The organism is Pedobacter kyungheensis (assembly GCF_000812965.1).
GTDB lineage: Bacteria > Bacteroidota > Bacteroidia > Sphingobacteriales > Sphingobacteriaceae > Pedobacter > Pedobacter kyungheensis.
The window spans coordinates 166356-183531 of sequence record NZ_JSYN01000004.1 but is presented as its reverse complement, the minus strand read 5'-3'; the positions used below and the strand labels follow the sequence as shown (position 1 = coordinate 183531).

Annotated in this window: 14 protein-coding genes; 4 read left to right on the top strand and 10 right to left on the bottom strand. The window is 39.9% G+C overall.

Annotated elements, in window-relative coordinates; all coding sequences use genetic code 11:
- The first annotated feature begins 162 nt into the window (after positions 1-162).
- Positions 163-3015, top strand: coding sequence for a S9 family peptidase (locus OC25_RS04775; protein WP_039472339.1), 2853 nt, complete (start codon positions 163-165; stop codon positions 3013-3015).
- 218 nt (positions 3016-3233) lie between these two features.
- Positions 3234-4514 (top strand): nucleoside recognition domain-containing protein, encoded by a 1281-nt coding sequence (locus OC25_RS04770; RefSeq protein WP_039472337.1) that lies wholly within the window; start codon positions 3234-3236, stop codon positions 4512-4514.
- Between the two features lie 70 nt (positions 4515-4584).
- On the opposite strand, the gene OC25_RS04765 is transcribed toward OC25_RS04770, so the two are convergent.
- The 3 genes from OC25_RS04765 to OC25_RS04755 all read right to left on the bottom strand — a co-directional run bounded on the left by OC25_RS04765 (position 4585) and on the right by OC25_RS04755 (position 8102).
- A complete protein-coding gene (locus OC25_RS04765; protein ID WP_039472335.1) occupies positions 4585-4827 on the bottom strand; it encodes a hypothetical protein in 243 nt (80 codons plus the stop codon).
- A gap of 100 nt (positions 4828-4927) precedes the next feature.
- Positions 4928-5368, bottom strand: coding sequence for a PaaI family thioesterase (locus tag OC25_RS04760; RefSeq protein ID WP_039472333.1), 441 nt, complete (start codon positions 5366-5368; stop codon positions 4928-4930).
- 277 nt (positions 5369-5645) lie between these two features.
- A complete protein-coding gene (locus OC25_RS04755; RefSeq protein ID WP_039472330.1) occupies positions 5646-8102 on the bottom strand; it encodes a TonB-dependent receptor in 2457 nt (818 codons plus the stop codon).
- 186 nt (positions 8103-8288) lie between these two features.
- Between OC25_RS04755 and OC25_RS27280 the strand changes: the two genes are divergently transcribed.
- Together OC25_RS27280 and OC25_RS04750 are read left to right on the top strand one after the other, a co-directional pair.
- Positions 8289-8492, top strand: a complete 204-nt coding sequence (locus tag OC25_RS27280) for a KOW motif-containing protein (RefSeq protein ID WP_082018511.1) — start codon at positions 8289-8291, stop codon at positions 8490-8492.
- Positions 8493-8632: 140 nt separating this feature from the next.
- The gene (locus tag OC25_RS04750; protein WP_039472328.1) at positions 8633-9481 is read left to right on the top strand and encodes a hypothetical protein; all 849 of its coding nucleotides are present in this window, start codon (positions 8633-8635) and stop codon (positions 9479-9481) included.
- A 160-nt stretch (positions 9482-9641) separates the two neighbouring features.
- Here OC25_RS04750 and OC25_RS04745 read toward each other — a convergent pair whose 3' ends face one another.
- From OC25_RS04745 to OC25_RS04715, 7 genes are all read right to left on the bottom strand, one after another.
- Positions 9642-10223: a TetR/AcrR family transcriptional regulator gene (locus OC25_RS04745; RefSeq protein WP_039472325.1), complete on the bottom strand. Its 582-nt coding sequence runs from the start codon at positions 10221-10223 to the stop codon at positions 9642-9644.
- A 96-nt stretch (positions 10224-10319) separates the two neighbouring features.
- Complete coding sequence (locus OC25_RS04740) at positions 10320-11021, bottom strand: DUF2461 domain-containing protein (RefSeq protein ID WP_039472324.1); 702 nt, start codon at positions 11019-11021, stop codon at positions 10320-10322.
- A gap of 382 nt (positions 11022-11403) precedes the next feature.
- A complete protein-coding gene (locus OC25_RS04735; protein ID WP_039472322.1) occupies positions 11404-12669 on the bottom strand; it encodes a sensor histidine kinase in 1266 nt (421 codons plus the stop codon).
- Positions 12653-14026 (bottom strand): sigma-54-dependent transcriptional regulator, encoded by a 1374-nt coding sequence (locus tag OC25_RS04730; RefSeq protein WP_039472320.1) that lies wholly within the window; start codon positions 14024-14026, stop codon positions 12653-12655. The genes OC25_RS04735 and OC25_RS04730 overlap by 17 nt, the downstream gene beginning before the upstream one ends.
- Before the next feature lie 20 nt (positions 14027-14046).
- A complete protein-coding gene (locus OC25_RS04725; protein WP_244154639.1) occupies positions 14047-15231 on the bottom strand; it encodes an ABC transporter permease in 1185 nt (394 codons plus the stop codon).
- Between the two features lie 18 nt (positions 15232-15249).
- On the bottom strand, positions 15250-16485 hold the full coding sequence (locus tag OC25_RS04720) for an ABC transporter permease (RefSeq protein WP_039472316.1): 1236 nt from the start codon (positions 16483-16485) through the stop codon (positions 15250-15252).
- Positions 16486-16494: 9 nt separating this feature from the next.
- Positions 16495-17160: an ABC transporter ATP-binding protein gene (locus OC25_RS04715; protein ID WP_039472314.1), complete on the bottom strand. Its 666-nt coding sequence runs from the start codon at positions 17158-17160 to the stop codon at positions 16495-16497.
- Positions 17161-17176 lie beyond the last annotated feature (16 nt).

Sequence of the window (17176 nt, the reverse complement as noted above, 5' to 3'; positions counted from 1 at the left end):
GCGGGGAGCGTGTAAACCCAAACCTCTGACTTCTGTCTTCGGACCCCGGACTCCACATTTCGCTTATAATTGTAATATTTGGCATACAAGTTTCCTAATCAGCTAAAAATTTCCAATTTTAGAAGATTAAATCTCAACCAACAAATTAATTAACTTATTAAAATGCATAAGAGACTAACAATTATTCTGTCTTTCGTTGTCAGCCTAACCTACGCGCAAAAGAAGCCATTAAACCACAGTGTTTATGATACCTGGGAATCGGTAGGTTCGAAGCAGTTATCCAACAATGGTAATTGGGCCATGTACACTATTTTGCAACAGGAAGGCGATGCACAACTTTACCTCAATAACCTTAAAACTCATACCAAATTAAATATTGCCCGCGGTCTTAATGCCCAGTTTAGCAACGATTCTAAATTTGCAGCGTTTAATATCAGACCTTTTAATAAAGATTTACGTCAGGCAAAAATTAAAAAGACAAAAGCAGACGAGCAGCCTAAAGATTCATTAGGTATCGCCAATTTAACAACCAACGCAATTACCAAGGTGGCCAGGGTAAAATCGTTCAAATTTCCGGAAGAAGGATCTGGCTTTCTGGCTTATTTAAGCGAAAAACCCGATACCGCTAAAAAAGCTGTAAAACCTGTCGAGAAAAAAGATGGTGAAACAGATTTTGCAGACGATGAGCCTGCAGGAAAAGGTAAAACTGACGAAGGAACCGATTTAGTAATCAAAAATCTCGTAACGGGAACTGATAAAACCTATAAATTCGTTACCGATTATTATTTCAGCAAAGATGGTAAGCAATTGGTGTTTACCTGCAGCGGTTCTAAAAAAGATAAAACTGCCCCGCAAGGTGTGTTTCTACTAAACACCGAAAAAGGCACGCTTAAAACTTTAATTAAAGGTAAAGGAAGTTTCAAAAATTTCACCTTTGATGAGGAAAACGAGCATGTAGCTTTTGTTGGGGAGCAAGATCCTGAGAAAAAAGAAATTAAGGATTACAACGTTTACTACAATTCTTTAACGCTAGATACCGCCCAGATCCTGGTCGACTTTGATATGCCTGGCTTACCTGCAAAATGGACCGTTAACGGCGATGGTAAAATCACTTTTAGTAAAGATGGCAAGAAATTGTTTTTCGGTATCTCTCCTATCAAAAAACCGAAAGATACCACCATTGTAGATTTTGAAGTAGCCAAAGTGGATGTTTGGAACTATAAAGATGATTACCTGCAGCCTATGCAGCTTAAAAATGCTGACAGAGACAGTAAGAAAAGTTATTTATCTGTAATTGATGTGTATAGCAGCGATCCGAAAGTGATTCCTTTAACCGATTTAACCTTACCTGATGCCAGTATAATGGCAGATGGCGATGCAGAACAGGTTTTAGCCTCAACTGATTATGGCCGCAGAATTGAATCGCAATGGAGTGGTTCTACCAGCAAAGATTATTACTTAGTAAATACTAAAAACGGTCAGCGCAAAAAGATTATTGAAGGTTTAAATGGTTATGCCATGTCTTCTCCTGGTGGAAATTATGTTTTATACTTTGACAGAAAAGCGGGCAGCTGGAATACTTATGCTGTAGCAACCGGAAAAGTAACAACCTTAACCACAGGCTTAAGTGTAAAGTTTGTTGATGAAGAGAATGATGTTCCTGACCTTCCATCTGCTTATGGTTTGGCTACCTGGACTGAAGGCGATAAAGCTGTTTTAATTTACGATAAATACGATATCTGGTCATTCTCACCCGATGGCAAATCGGCTGCAAAAAATATTACGGCAGGTTTTGGAAGGGCTAACAACCTTACCTTCCGTTATCAGAACGTACAACAAAACAGAACGGAACGTAATGGCGACAAATTTGTTAAGGCCAACGAATTGGTTTGGTTAGATGCATTTAACCAGATTACCAAAGAAAATGGTTTTTACCGTACCAACGTAGGTTCAGTTAAAGCGCCTGAGTTAGTGGTAATGGCTAAATTCAAATATTCTAACCTGGCTAAAGCTAAAGATGCTGACCTGTACATTTATGATAAAGCCAGTTATGTAGAGTCGCCAAATGTTTACGTAACCAGCGATTTTAAAGCAGAAACCAAATTAAGCAACACCAACCCACAACAGCAAAACTACAACTGGGGTACCGCCGAACTGGTAAAATGGACTACACCAAAAGGTTATAAAGCAGAAGGTATTTTGTACAAGCCCGAAAATTTCGATCCAAACAAAAAATACCCAATGATTGCTTATTTCTACGAAAAACTTACCGATGGTTTATACAGTTATCAGGCACCAGCGCCTACGCCTTCGCGTTTAAATATCTCCTATTTTGTAAGTAACGGTTACCTTGTTTTTGCACCAGATATTAGTTACGAAACCGGTCACCCGGGTCAATCAGCTGTCGAATATATCAATTCGGGTGTAGAAAGCTTAAAGAAAAACAACTGGGTAGATGGCAGTAAAATCGGCATCCAGGGACAAAGCTGGGGCGGTTATCAGGTTGCTTATTTAATTACCCAAAATAATATGTATGCAGCAGCATGGGCAGGTGCACCTGTAGCCAACATGACCTCTGCTTATGGTGGCATCCGCTGGGAAACCGGTATGAACCGTCAGTTCCAATACGAAAAAACACAAAGCCGCATTGGTGCAACCCTGTGGGAAAAACCTGAACTTTATATCGAAAACTCACCTTTATTCATGTTCCCTAAAGTAAATACGCCGGTTGTAATTATGGCAAACGACGCTGACGGAGCGGTGCCCTGGTATCAGGGAATTGAAATGTTTACCGGCCTGCGCCGTTTAGGTAAACCGGTTTGGATGTTAAACTACAATGGCGAAGCACACAATCTGGTTCAACGCCAAAACCGTAAAGATATTCAGATCCGTGAACAACAGTTTTTCGATTATTATTTAAAAGGAGCCAAAGCACCGGTTTGGATGACTACCGGAATTCCGGCAACTGAAAAAGGAAAAACCTGGGGTTTTGAATTAACCGATGATAAACCTTAGATAGTCAGAAGACGGAGGTCGAGATCCGAAGTTAAATGCCCATAGTTAATAGTAAAGCACTATTAGTTATGGGCTTTTTTGGTTAATAGTACATAGTTATTGGTTCATAGTCTGAAGTGCTATCAACTATCGGCCATTAAAGCATAAACCATCTTACTCCAGCTTTGCACTATGAGTTAAAAAAGCTATTTTCACGCAACAAAAACTAAACATACGTAATGGCATTAAGCAGGATTTGGTCGGCATTTATTATCGTAGCTATCGTTGTAGCTGGTGTTAAATGCATTTTCTTTGGGCAAAGCGACATTTTTAACTGGATGGTGATTGGTAAATCATCCGATCCCTTAAATCCTTTAAAGCTGGATGGTATTATCGAAACCTGTTCAATTGCCGTTAAACTCTGTATTGAATTAGTTGGAACGCTGGCTTTATTTATGGGCTTTATGAGCATTGCCGAAAAAGCCGGAGGAATCCGCTTATTGTCTAAAATCATTAGCCCATTCTTTTCTAAACTTTTTCCTGAAGTACCCAAAGGGCATCCAGCGATGGGCCACATGATTATGAATTTCTCTGCCAATTTATTGGGATTGGACAATGCCGCTACCCCATTTGGTATAAAAGCAATGGAAAGCCTGCAAGAGTTAAATCCCAATAAAAATGTGGCCAGTAACCCACAAATTATGTTCTTGTGCCTGCACGCTGCTGGTTTATGTTTAATTCCGGTCAGTGTAATTGCCATCCGGTCGACTCAAAACGCCTCCGATCCTACTGATATATTTATTCCCTGTATGATTGTGACCTTTGTGGGTACCATGGCCGCCATGTTAATCGTTTCTTTTAAACAGAAAATCAATCTGTTGCAACCTGCAATATTAACCTGGGTATTAGGCATTTCTATTGTTATTGCGGCTATTGTATGGTATGTGAGTGGTTTAAATGCAGCGGGTGTTACTTCTTTCTCGGGCCTGTTAAGTGGTGGATTGATCTTATTGATTTTCCTACTTATTGTATTGGGTGCACTTTATAAAAAGATCGACATATTTGATGCTTTTGTAGCCGGTGCCAAAGGAGGCTTTGAAACCGCTATTAAAATTATTCCTTATCTGGTAGGTATCCTAGTAGCTGTTTGTATGCTTAGAACCAGCGGAACCTTTGATGTAGTAATGAATGGCATTAAACATGTTTTCTTGTTTTTCGGTGCAGATACCCGATTTGTTGATGCGCTACCAACCGCTTTGATCAGACCTTTGAGCGGTGGCGCTGCCAGGGGTATGATGGTAAGTACCATGATTACCAACGGACCTGATTCTTTCGCCAGCAGGTTATCGGGTGTGTTTCAGGGAGCATCCGACACCACTTTTTATGTAGTAGCCGTTTATTTTGGTTCGGTGAGTATCAGAAATACCCGTTATGCTATTGGGTCGATGTTGCTGGCCGATTTAATAGGTGTAATTACAGCCATAACGATGGCCTACCTGTTTTGGCCAACGCTGAAATAAATAGATGCATAAAAAATCCTTGTCCGGTTATACCGTACAAGGATTTTTTTATAGGTATTATTATGAAAGCTTAAGAAACAGCGGCAGGCAAAGAAATTCTGCTGATAATCTCATCAATGGCGTCAGGATCTATAGCTACATTTTTAGATGCATGCCATTTCTCGCTCTTGTTATCTAACCAGATACAAAAAGAGTGATAGCCATCTAAAATCACGGCATAAGTTTCATGAAAATCATCTTGAATACGCATGCAAAATCCTTTAAAAATTTTGCCTCTAACAATGAATTGCAGGGTTGAATAATTTTCTAACATGGCTCATTATATTTTTGGTTAATTTATAACACTTTGTTAACGAGAATGTTTTGTTAATTTTAAGGAATTAATAATTTTCTTTACAACCGTTAAAGCAGGCTTAACCTATGTTTAACATATTCGAATAGCCTTTAGCTATTAAACGCTTTTTTGAAGGTAAAAATACCTCACATTGCAAATTTAATATAGTCCGTCCTCGCTTTACAATAGCGGTTTCTGCAATGATTTCATCTCCTTCGCTTGCAGTTGCAAAATAATCAATGTAGTTATTTACTGTAGTGAACCTGTCATTCAAACCCATGGTAAAAACTGTGGCACCAATTAAATCGTCGATGATGCCGGCAGTTACGCCACCGTGTAAAATCTGATAAGGATTGGTCATTTCTTTACGCACGGTGTACTGACAAACCAAAATGCCATGCTCTGCTTTAACTAAAACAGGTGCCAGCCAGTTCATAAAATTAGAGGGCGATGCCGTAATGACCTTACCGATTGATTGTCTTAAAAAATTTAATCGTTGTTCGCTTAAAGATGCTTCCATGATGATGTAAAAATAGGTAAAACAGTCCATAGTCCATAGTCCATAGTCCATAGTCCATAGTCCATAGTCCATAGTCCATAAGATGGAACGGTTACCAGAGAAAAGGTTTAATCAGAAATCCAACAAAAAGAAAATGGAAGATATAAATACCTCCCACTCCCTAAAGAAACACTGAACACTATGGAAGATGTAATAATAAAAAATAGAATGAAGTTCTCAGTTGGCAATTTTCAGTTCACATTATCCCTTTTCCCTACCCCATCTTACCTCTTCCATCCTAGATCGGTATAATAACTTTAAAACTCATGTTCCTGCCCATATTGTATATGCCCGATCGGCCATTTGGCGAAGCGGCGTAATATTCGAAATACTTTAAACGGTTTAAATTAGACTGGTAAGCGGTATTAAAAATATTATCAACCTGAATAAAAACATCAAACAGAACTTTATCCTTTCTGCTTGCAATCGTCGATCCGATACCTGCGTTCAGCAGTGTATAACCTTTGGTAAAAGTTTCGGTATCGTCTAAACCATAAAACTTATGCTGGTTAGCAAAAATAGCCGCATCAACTTTAACATAAGGTTTACTTAAAAAGCCAATGGCCTGTTGAGCTGTCGCCTTAAGCTCTGATCTGATTTGCAAAGGCGGAATAAATGGCAGGTATCTGGCCTGATCGCCATGTTTAGCCAAAAGTTCTTTGTTTTGGTTTAAACCCACCACATAAGCCATGCTATTGTTAAAACTGAGCCACTTAATGGCGGTTGGGTGCAAATTAACCGTCAGTTCAGCACCATACAACCTCGCTTTTGATTGCTGGTACTGATAAGTTAAATTACCCGGCACAATAACCACCGGATTACCATTTGCATCGGTTAAACGCGATTGGTAAATGTAATTCTGGATATTGTTGTTAAACAACTCCAAACTGATATCGGCATCCTTTAGGTAAGCAATTAAGCCAATATCTTCCTGCAGGTTAAATTCGGGTTTAAAAGTCCTATTTCCCAAATACACAATGTGCGCCCCCGGGTCCAATCCATTCGAACCGATTTCGGTAATGTTTGGTGCACGATAACCTCGCGCAATATTGGCTTTGATTAATAATTTTTCTGAAATGTTATAAGTTAAGCCCAAACTACCCGATACACCATAATAATTCTTGCTGAATGATGGGAATTGCAGGTTTCCGCCGGGGGTAGATGCATTCACCTGTTGTCCGAAACCGGTTTGTGCATTTGTACCTACATAAAAATCATCCCATTTAATGTTCCTTCTATCGAGTCTGATCCCGCCCGAAATATCTACCTGGCCAAATGTTTTCTTTGCAAAATAAAAAGCACCAATATCAAAGAGATCGTAATCCGGAATAGGAAAATCGGTTGCCTCCTTGCTCCTGTTGGCCTGATACATACCATTTAGCCCAATGGTACTTTCAATTCCCGAGAAATCAGGGAGATTGTACTTCAGGTCGTAATTAAAAGTGTTGAGCACCACATAAAGACCAGCTTGCTGAGGTACTGTTGGGTGGTTGTATTCGCGGCGTACGCTTTGCTGGCCACCTAGCAATACATTCAAATCGCTGTTACCAAATTTAAACTGACTGGTATTGTAAAAGCGGTAATGCTGAATGTGCTGATGCAAAGGATTAATTCGGTAGGTATTCAGTTCGTTTTCTGGTACAATCGGTCTGTTTTTGATATCGTCGCCATCATCGAGCACCTGGCGTGTAAATTTACGCGAAAGCGAATCCCTGCTTCCGTCGGGTATTTCCATTAAATTATCGTAATAGGTTACAGCGGTTTTCGAATAACCCCAGTGTTTATCTACCCTTGCAGAAGCCGAAAAATTATATTCCCTGAAAGCAGTGCCGTAAACCAGTCCGTCTATCTTATTTTCGTAATTATGCGCGGTTTTTCCGGTTCCCCTGATGGTAAATTTCCAATCGTTTTTGATGTAAGCCAAACCCAGCGAGGCACCTATCATGCCATTGTTGGTCTGGTAATTAGTGATAAAATCACCTTTTAACTTGCCATTTTCAAAATTGGGGCTGTAGGGGATCATATTAATTACACCTGCCAATGCATCTGATCCGTAAGTTAAACTTGCCGGACCTTTTACCACTTCAGCTCTTGCAATTCCGTACTCATCAACCTCAATACCATGTTCATCGCCCCACTGTTGACCCTCCTGTCGCAAACCATCATATAACGTTAAAACCCGGTTATAGCCCAAACCACGAATAAATGGCTTGGAAACATTTGGCCCGGTAGTAACCGCAGTAACCCCAGGCACCCCTTTTACAATGGCTTCGATCAGATTGGTGTTTACGTTCTGATCCATCGATTTTTTTGAGAGTACGGCAATAGGTACCGGACTTTTGCGCAACTCAGTTGCCCGGTTTACCCCGGTAATCACCACATCCTTTAAATTAGCTTCCATCGAAATCAGATCTACATTTAGAAAAGTGGTATCGTTGTTCACCGTAATTTTAATCTTTTTGTTCTGATGGCCCACACCAGAGAACAAAATATCGTAACTACCCGAAGGCACATTAGTAAAATGGTACGCACCAGATTGATTTGATTTGGTCGACTTATTTAAATTTAAAATTTTGACAGTAATATTTTCGGTTGGGGTATTTTGGGAAGTCACCAGGCCTTGCAATACAGTTTGCTGGCCTTTGGAAATGAAGCTAATAAAGAGGAAAGCGCTAAGGAGTAAAAGAGTTTTCATTAATTGAAGTTTATCTAAATTTAATTTTAGACAAATCTAAATTTAAATTTATACTTATCAAATAAAATATTTAGAGATTTAACAAAATCGCTGTTTTTGACGATTTTTAGCTGATTTAACTGTTCGTTATTTTTAATTACCTACATTAGTAAAGCAGAAATTCATAAAAGAGTTATCATATCAGCTATGGATAATCAAGACCCAACTATATTAAAAGACGGCGACCAATGTTTAGTAATCGGTGGCACGCATAAAGGAAAATCTGGTACCGTTAGAGATATTAACACCAGTAAAACCGGCCATATTACCATCACCGTGGTGCAGGCCAATGCTGACCGTTTTAAAACACTCGGAAGAAATGTTGTGGTTACCCGCCCAACCGGCCATTAATTTTCTAGATAAACCACAATCACTAAAAGTAAACCACTAGCATACAGTTACTTTTAAATATTTACAACTAAAACTTACACTATCGTGATTTGAGTGGCTACTAATGGCATAATTTTTATAATTTTAACGGCAATATGCCGATGTCTTTAACCCCGCTTTGCGAAGCAGATTTGTTGCAGTTTGAAGATCAACTTGCTGACCAGGAAAAGTCAGTTCATGAGAATTTTGCAAAGCTGATTCAGTTATACCAGCGTTTTGAATTAAATGAGCAAGCCCTTAATAAGTTTGAACATAAGGCTTCGGCTATGCGCATACAGAGCGATTATGAGTTAAAGAAAACGCATTGGGACGGCGAGTTGGCAGAATTAAAAAAGCAATTTAAACTGCTGGATAACCGGATTATCGCTGCTGAGCAAAAAATGTCGAGGGGGATACCCGACGACTTGCTGATTATGGAAAAAATGATTGCGGAGCAGGAACTGATTGTTGCCGACCAGGAAAAACTAAACCAGGCCGAAGCTGCATTAATCAGTCATGTACGCGAGATTGATATTGAATACGGAAAACAACAGGAAAAGCTGAACCAGCAACGTATCCAGCCCAAAACAGAAGGTTTAACCAATATTGCAGAAAAACTGGATGAGTTGCGCGCAGCAGAGCAAAAAACAAAACTAAAAGCAAACTTAATTGCCCTTTTGCCCATTTTAGGTATTCCGCTATTGTTCGATTACCTGACTAAGAATTTTGGTTTGTTGAGTACCCAGCCTACACATTCATTAATAACTGGACACTTTATTTTTCTGATCGTTTTAATTCTGGTCGAAATCTTTTTGGCCGATAAAATCCGTAAAAAGGCTTCAGTTTATTTAGCCTCGGGCTACCTGAAAACACAACTGAAACATTTAAGACAATACGCTACTGAAAACCAACGAAGTGTTAACAAAATCGAAAATACTTATAAAATTAAGCTGGCAGACATTGATGCTTAAGCGCCTTTAATTGTAATTTTGGTTCATTAGTCATTGGTTCATTAGTCAATACGTAATGGTCAGTAGTCAAGTTCCCGAGTATAAGCTAACGGCTACTCCTGATTATTGAATTTTGATTATTGGTCATTAGTTTATTAGTCATTGTATTTTGGTTATTGATTTAAACCAGATACGATTCAAAGTCGCTTTTGATACTATCCATGATGATGTTCATTTGTTCATTGGTTTCCAGCACCTTGCTGCATAAAATAGCACCTTCAATCATCGCGAATGTTTTAACACTGAAGTTTTTGGCATTCAAATCGGCTCTTAATTCTCCATCTTCTATACCATCGCTCAAAATGTTAAAAATCCGTTTTTGAGCCGAACGGATGCCTTTTTTTACATATTCTTTTATGCTATCATTGGTGTCATCGGCTTCGGTGCCAAAATTCAGCAAGGGGCAACCTCCATCTTCAGTTTTAATATTTTTATAGGCTTCAATCAGGTTAAAGAGCTTTTCTTTGGCCGTTCTACCCTGGACTACAGCCCTATCCAGCGAATTGGCCAGCGAGGTGGTTAAATAGAAGAAAGACTCTTTACAAATTTCGTCCTTGTTTTCGAAATTACCATAAATCCCTCCTTTGGTTAATTTTGTCGCTTCCATAATATCGCTCAGCGACGTAGCGGCCATTCCCTTCTTATTGATAATGGTGGCCGATTTTTCGATAATAAATCTTCTGGTGCGCTCTGCTTTATTCATGATTGGTAGATTTAAATCTCAAAATTAAACCATTTGGTATATTTAAAAGAAAACAGGCTAAAAAAAGACTTTTAAATTATGTATAAAGCTATAATATTAATCCGTTTCGCCATTGGCATCGCCCGTTAGGACCGCGCTCATGTAATCAAAAAACGGTCGCATGGCTGCAAATGTTTCTCCTGCTTGTTGTAGAAAGCCTGGATCGAGCACTTCTTTATCCTCGAATTTACGTACCAGCAGAAACTGTTTGTATCGTAGCAAATCAATTTCAGGGTCATCTTTAGCAAAACCTTTAGGTGCTGTAGCCAGCTGCTCGCCTTTTAATGTACCGAAATTGGCCACAAATTCTTTGCTCCCTATAATTTTTCTTAGAGGCGTTCCATCGAAAGCAATGTCTTCTCTAATCAGTTTCATATCTGCCGGCGATGGTGCCCAGAATCCACCAGCTACGAAACTGTTACCTTTCTCGATATGAAAATAATAACCTCCTCTTCTTTGTTTGGTTGCACGCTTAAAGCTGCCGCTCCAATGCGATTTATATGGGGTTTTATCTTTAGAGAAACGGGTATCGCGATAAATGCGGTACAGGCTTTTCTTCCCGCTTGGGGTTTCAATTACGTCGGTTAAGTTGAGGATGCCCAAAAGTGCCGAAGCAAATTCTTCTATATGGGTTTGCTCTGCTACAAATTCATCTTTATGGGCATTAAACCAATCTCTGGTATTGTTTGCTTTTAACTGGTTAAGAAATTCGATGCTCGATGCGGGGATTGCAACGGTGGCGAGGTTGTTTTTACTCATTTTTCAGGTATAGTATGGAATCAAATATAGTGAGGAAAATGGGAAGGTAAATAACAATTAGCTAATTCACATTAGAATAAGTGCTCATTTTTTGTACAAATTTATTCATTTGATTATCACAGAATCTTAAAGATCGTCATTGCGAGGCACGAAGCAATCTTAATGCGAATGCTGGTTATAGCTACCGTTGTAAGATTGCTTCGTCGTTCCTTCTCGCAATGACGAATTTCTATTCGAATCTTTCATTGGTAGCGCCCCTGAAAGCTATCGGGGGCAACGGAGTCGAGAACCACGAAGTGCTCAGCGAAGCTAAATCTGACTAAAGATCTCTCCATTCCGCTGCGCTCCAGTCGAGATGACGATCCCTATAAATCTAATTCTTCTAAATCAACTTAATGGTAAAACGGGTATCGTTTTCGTTGAAGGTTTTTAAGGAGAATTCGAAACCGTGGTTGAGCAGAATTTCCCTAACGAGGGTTAAACCAATGCCCTGACCGTCTTTTTTGGTGCTAAAGAACGGACTAAACAAATGTGCCGTATTTTCTGGTGAAATACCTTTGCCTGAATCGGCAATAACCAAAGTTCTGCTACGCTTATCTATAGTAAACTGAATGAAACCACCGTAATCAATGGCCTCTATTGCATTTTTTACGATGTTAATCAGTGCCTGCTCCATTTGTTCTACATCGGCCAGAATTAAATAAGGCTCATCCGGAAGCTCGAATTTAAATTTAACCTGCTTTTCACTCGCCTGAAAATGCATGAGTTCGCTTATCGATTTAAGCAGGGCTATTATGTCAATCCGTGCTTTCTTAGCGACAGGAATTTTAACCAAATCGGCAAAGTTGCGCATAAACACATTGAGGTTATGATTGCGGTCGACAGCAATTTTAAGTGCATTTTTAAGCTGATCATCAGCTTCGTTTAACCACAAATGCTGTTGTGCCAAAGCGGTATTCATAATCGAATTTACCGGGCCAATGGTATTATTTACTTCGTGGGCCATCATGCGGATTACCTTGCTGTAAACGCTTTTTTCGGCTTCAAAAATTTCTGCAGTAACTTCTTCCATCATCACAAAAACACGTTCGAAACCCCGGTCCATAAACCTGGATTTCTGAATTTTAAAAGTCCGCAAGCCATCCGTGCGGATTGTTCTGGAGGTCCCGGTTTCCATATCCTGAATGTGATGCGATAAGAATTCTGGGTTAGCTTGTAATACTGCTGTGGCTTTGGGATTAATCTGTTTAATCTGCTCGTCAAAATCCAATACAATAATGCCTGTTGGTGAGGTTTGAATCAGTTTTTCGAGAAAAAAATGTTGCTCCTGTTGTTTGGTACGCTCCTTCCGCAATTCATCAATCATCCGGTTATATACATCCACCAGCTCATCGACCTCTTTTTTACCCGTAAACAAAAATTTGACGTTAAAATCCTGATCTTTTATAGCCGAAATACCCTGCCTTAAATAGGTAAGCGGCAGGATAAGCTGTTTATAGAGATTTAACGAAATAATTACCGAAATAATGATTAATACCTCCGTCAGGATGAAAATAACCTTATTATCCTGGAAGATAAAAAAGCTCATCACCAGACAAATGAGGTGCAGAATAACCAGAAAGAGGATGTATTTAGTCTTCAGTTTCATTAAACGGAATTTGATATTTTTCCAGGCGACGGTAAAGTGCATTCCGGGTAATGCCCAGAGCGGCGGCGGCTTTGGTAATTCTGTTCTTATGGAAATTCATGGCTTGCTTAACCATTTCGGCCTCCATTTGGTCTAAAGTCATAGTACCCACACCCGGTAATTTTACCTGTTCGTTTTTTAATGGTGATAAATTTAACTGGGCTTTAAAATCGTCGGGACCCAGCTCCTCATTCCGGCTGATTAAAACCGTTCTTTCGACCAGGTTTTTTAACTGACGGATATTGCCTGGCAAAGGTAAGCGCTGCAACCAGCGCATGGCCGCCCCTGAAACCGTTAAATCGGGGCGGTTATAAATTTCTTTCATGTTATTGATGAAGAAATTTACCAGCAATGGTATATCTGCGGCGCGTTCCCTAAGCGCAGGCAAATGAATGGTAATTAAGTTAATACGGTATAAAAGGTCTTCTCTGAAAACACCTGCAGCAACCATTTCGTTCAGGTTTTTGTTGGTGGCACAAACTACGCGGGCATCAACGGTTTTGGTGCGGCTGCTGCCCAAAACCTCATAAGTTCTGTCTTGCAGTACACGCAGTAACTTTACCTGACTAGCCGTTTCCAGATCGCCGATTTCATCCAAGAAAATAGTGCCCTTATTAGCCATTTCAAAGCGCCCCACCCGATCAAAACGCGCATCAGTAAAGGCGCCACGTACATGGCCAAACATTTCACTTTCAAATAAGGAAGCCGAAATACCGCCCAGATTTACCTTTACGAAAGGTTTTATTGCGCGGGTACTGTTCTCGTGTATAGCTTCGGCAATCAATTCTTTTCCGGTACCGCTCTCACCTGTAATTAAAACTGATGCATTGGTGCTGGCCACGCGACCAATGGTTTCCAAAATATTCAACAGGCCGGCATCTTCGCCAATAATCTGTTTAAAGTTGTATTTTTTATCGAGCTCTTTGCGTGTACGCGATTGTGGCTGTTGCTGATTGAGTTGAAGCAGGGTTTTTACCGACTGTAACACATAATCGTTATCCCAGGGCTTATTGATAAAATCGTTCGCACCCAATTTCATGCCTTGCACGGCCAGCTCGATACTCGCCCAGCCGGTAATGAGGATAATTGGCACAGCAGCATCAAAATTTCTGATCTTTCTGAGCAGTTCCATTCCTTCTTTTCCCGAGGTATCGATCGAAAAGTTCAGGTCAAGGATAATGAGCTCGGGATGCTGTGTTTTAACAATTTCGAAAGCCTCAACTGCTTCGTCTGCGATAAGCACTTCATTCCCTGCACTTTTTAGCAGTAGCGAGAGCGAAGTCCTTACTGCAAGATCATCATCAACAATTAATATCATATACGAAGTTAAGATAAGTATTATTCTTCATGCAATGCAATAGCCGGATGAATGCCTGCAGCCTGTTTGCCAGGGTATAACGAGCAGGCAAAAACCAACAGGTAAATAAACAAAATAGACAGCAACATGGCCACGATATATACACTTGCCGGAATATTAAAAACGCTGAGCAATGGAAACTGAATGGCAAAAAAGCAGCCTACCATGAGCGACATGGTTGCCAAAATCATCGCCTCCATTACCAATTGAAGGCTTACTGAACTCCCACTGGCACCTATGGCACGCCGCAAGCCAATTTCGCTTCTTCTTTTATTAATATTGTACCATAAAACGCCGAATAAGCCTAACGCTACGTTGATGATAAGAAAACTGGCAATGATGATAAAAATAACCATCGGGATAATGGTTACTTCATTTTTAGCATCCCGCATTTCGCTCAAGTGCTGTATTTCGACCGAATTTTTCATCGTATTGGTCATGAACTTGTACAATTGGCTTTCGAAAGTAGCGTCGGCTCCATCGCGAACTTTAACCAATATGTGGCTGTTATTTCTGAAGTATCCGGTATCCAGGCGGGTAAACATGGCATTACCTGCGGGCCAGAAATCGCCATTTGCTTTAATATCCTGCACTACGCCAATAATCTTCATTTTTTCTTTATCGTCGTAATCACCAATCAGTTTACCTATGGCATCGCCTTCACCAAACATCTGTTTCTTTAATGTTTCATTAATAATGAAGTTTTTATTTTTAGTTACCGCATCTTCTGGTAAAAACCATCTGCCGGCAACCAGTTTAATGTTCCATACCTTTTGATAGTCGGCACCCACCACATAACTGTTCACCGGATTAAATTTCTTACCGTTTGAATTCAATCCGGTACTCATGGTACTATTTGAGTATGGGAAGTTAGCCCCTGTATAAGTTACTTCTTCGATCTGCGGCATCGCTTTTAACGATTTATACAAATTATCGTAAAAGATGTTGAGCGAATCGCGGTTTTTGGTTAACAAGCCATTATCGTAACTGATTGACCATACTTTTTTATAATCAAAGCCAAGCGGTTTGCTGTAGTTCTGGTAGTAGAAGGTAAGAAAAGAAAATACGGCAAATATTACCATAAAAGAAACGAGTATTTCGGAAAGGAACAGGAAATTCTGCTTCCTTTTGTTCCATATTAATTTAAATAAATGTCTGAACATCATAATGGTTTCGATTTAAGATTATTGCGTTTTAAGTGCTTTCACTACATTTAATTTCGACATTCTCCAGGCCGGATAAACGCCAGAAATTAAGCCAAAAAACACGCAGGCAATAAAACTGTAAAACAATACGGTTAGATTCATGCTAAGGCGCATATTGGAAATTACATTTGCACCGTTAATGAGGTAAATGGCCAACAAGGAAAGTATGATACCGATAATGCCTCCTAAAAAAGTCAGAATCATATTTTCGACAATAAACTGGTAAACCAGCGTTTTAGATGAAGCCCCGAAAGCCTTGCGAACGCCAATTTCTGATGAACGCTCCATAATGCGGGTAACGTTAATGTTAACGAGGTTAATGGTTGGCAAGAGCAAAAAGAGCAATACAAAAATACTCATGATGGTAACCACCCTGGTTTTACCATTATTGGCTCCATCGCCTGCAATTCTACGCGTCATTGAAGAGAAAAAGGGATCGGCATTACTGTATACCCGGTCAAAATCTTTAGGTATGGGTACCCTGCGCATCATTTGCTGAAATTCCTTTTGCATTTTAGGCACATCAGCTTTGCTTTTAGCCAGCAGTACGGCGTTATAAGGACCCATTAAATCAGGTTTATTGTAATCTGAAGTCGACACGGTATAGGGCAGGTACATATCGCCACTTAAACTGTTTACGGTTTTAGAAACATTAGCCACTACACCAATTACGCGGTAATTGACATTATCAGCCGATATATACCGGCCAATTACATTACTTGCATCGCCAAAATAAGCTTTCCGGGTTTCCTCTGAAATAACAGCTACCTTATCGGCATTATCGATTTCCTTTTGCGAAAAAGGTTTACCTGCCAGAAAGCGATATTCGAGCACATTCCAGTAATCGGCATTGGTATATTTATAGGCAATAACAATCTTTTTATTGTTTACGTATGCGTTTGAAGCTTTGGGATTAGATGAAATAGCCATCTTATCTACATTTTTCAAGGTCGAAACATAATGACTAAAAAAGTAAAAAGAAACGTCGCTACGGTTCATCCAGCCTTCTTTGGTGTTTTTGTATTCCATACTGCTCACATAGAGTGAGCGTTCGCGCTTTAGATCAGGGTAATCTGGACTTAAAACTTTATCCATAAATGCAGTGGTAACCATTAAAATGGTTAGTGTAAAACTGATTCCGAATAAGCTGACGAAGGTGAAAAACTTTCTCCTTTTGAGTACAGCTATGGCGATTTTGAAGTAATTTTTTAACATAGCTGTATTTTATTGAACCTGAGAACCATCGAAAAGCCTAACCAAACGGTGTGTCTTATGCGCCATATTTTCATCGTGCGTAACCATTACTATGGTGGTACCCTCGTTCTGGTTGAGGTTAATGAGGATATCCATAATTTCGTTCCCCATGGCACTATCCAGATTACCGGTAGGCTCATCGGCCAGAATAATTTGCGGATTGCCCACAATGGCCCTGGCAATGGCTACACGTTGCCGCTGACCACCCGAAAGTTGTGTAGGAAAATGTTTTAAACGGTTGCTTAATCCAACTTTTTCTAAAGCTTCAGTCGCCAGTCTTTTGCGTTCTTTGGCTGATGAGTTGCGGTACAATAGCGGCAATTCTACATTATCAAGCACCTGCAAATCGTTAATGAGGTGGTAGCTTTGAAAAATGAAACCCAGTTTTTCATTACGGAATTTAGCGAGCTTCTGATCGGAATAGCTACTGATATCCTGGCTATCGATCTGTATATTGCCTTTTGAAGGTTCATCGAGCAGGCCCATGATATTGAGCAAGGTACTTTTACCACAGCCAGAGGGGCCCATGATGGATAGAAATTCGCCTTTGGCAATATCGAGGTTGATGCCGTTAATGGCCAGTGTTTCTACAGTATCGGTCCGGTAAACTTTTTCAATGTTTTGTAAGCGTATCATAATTTAAAGTAAGGTT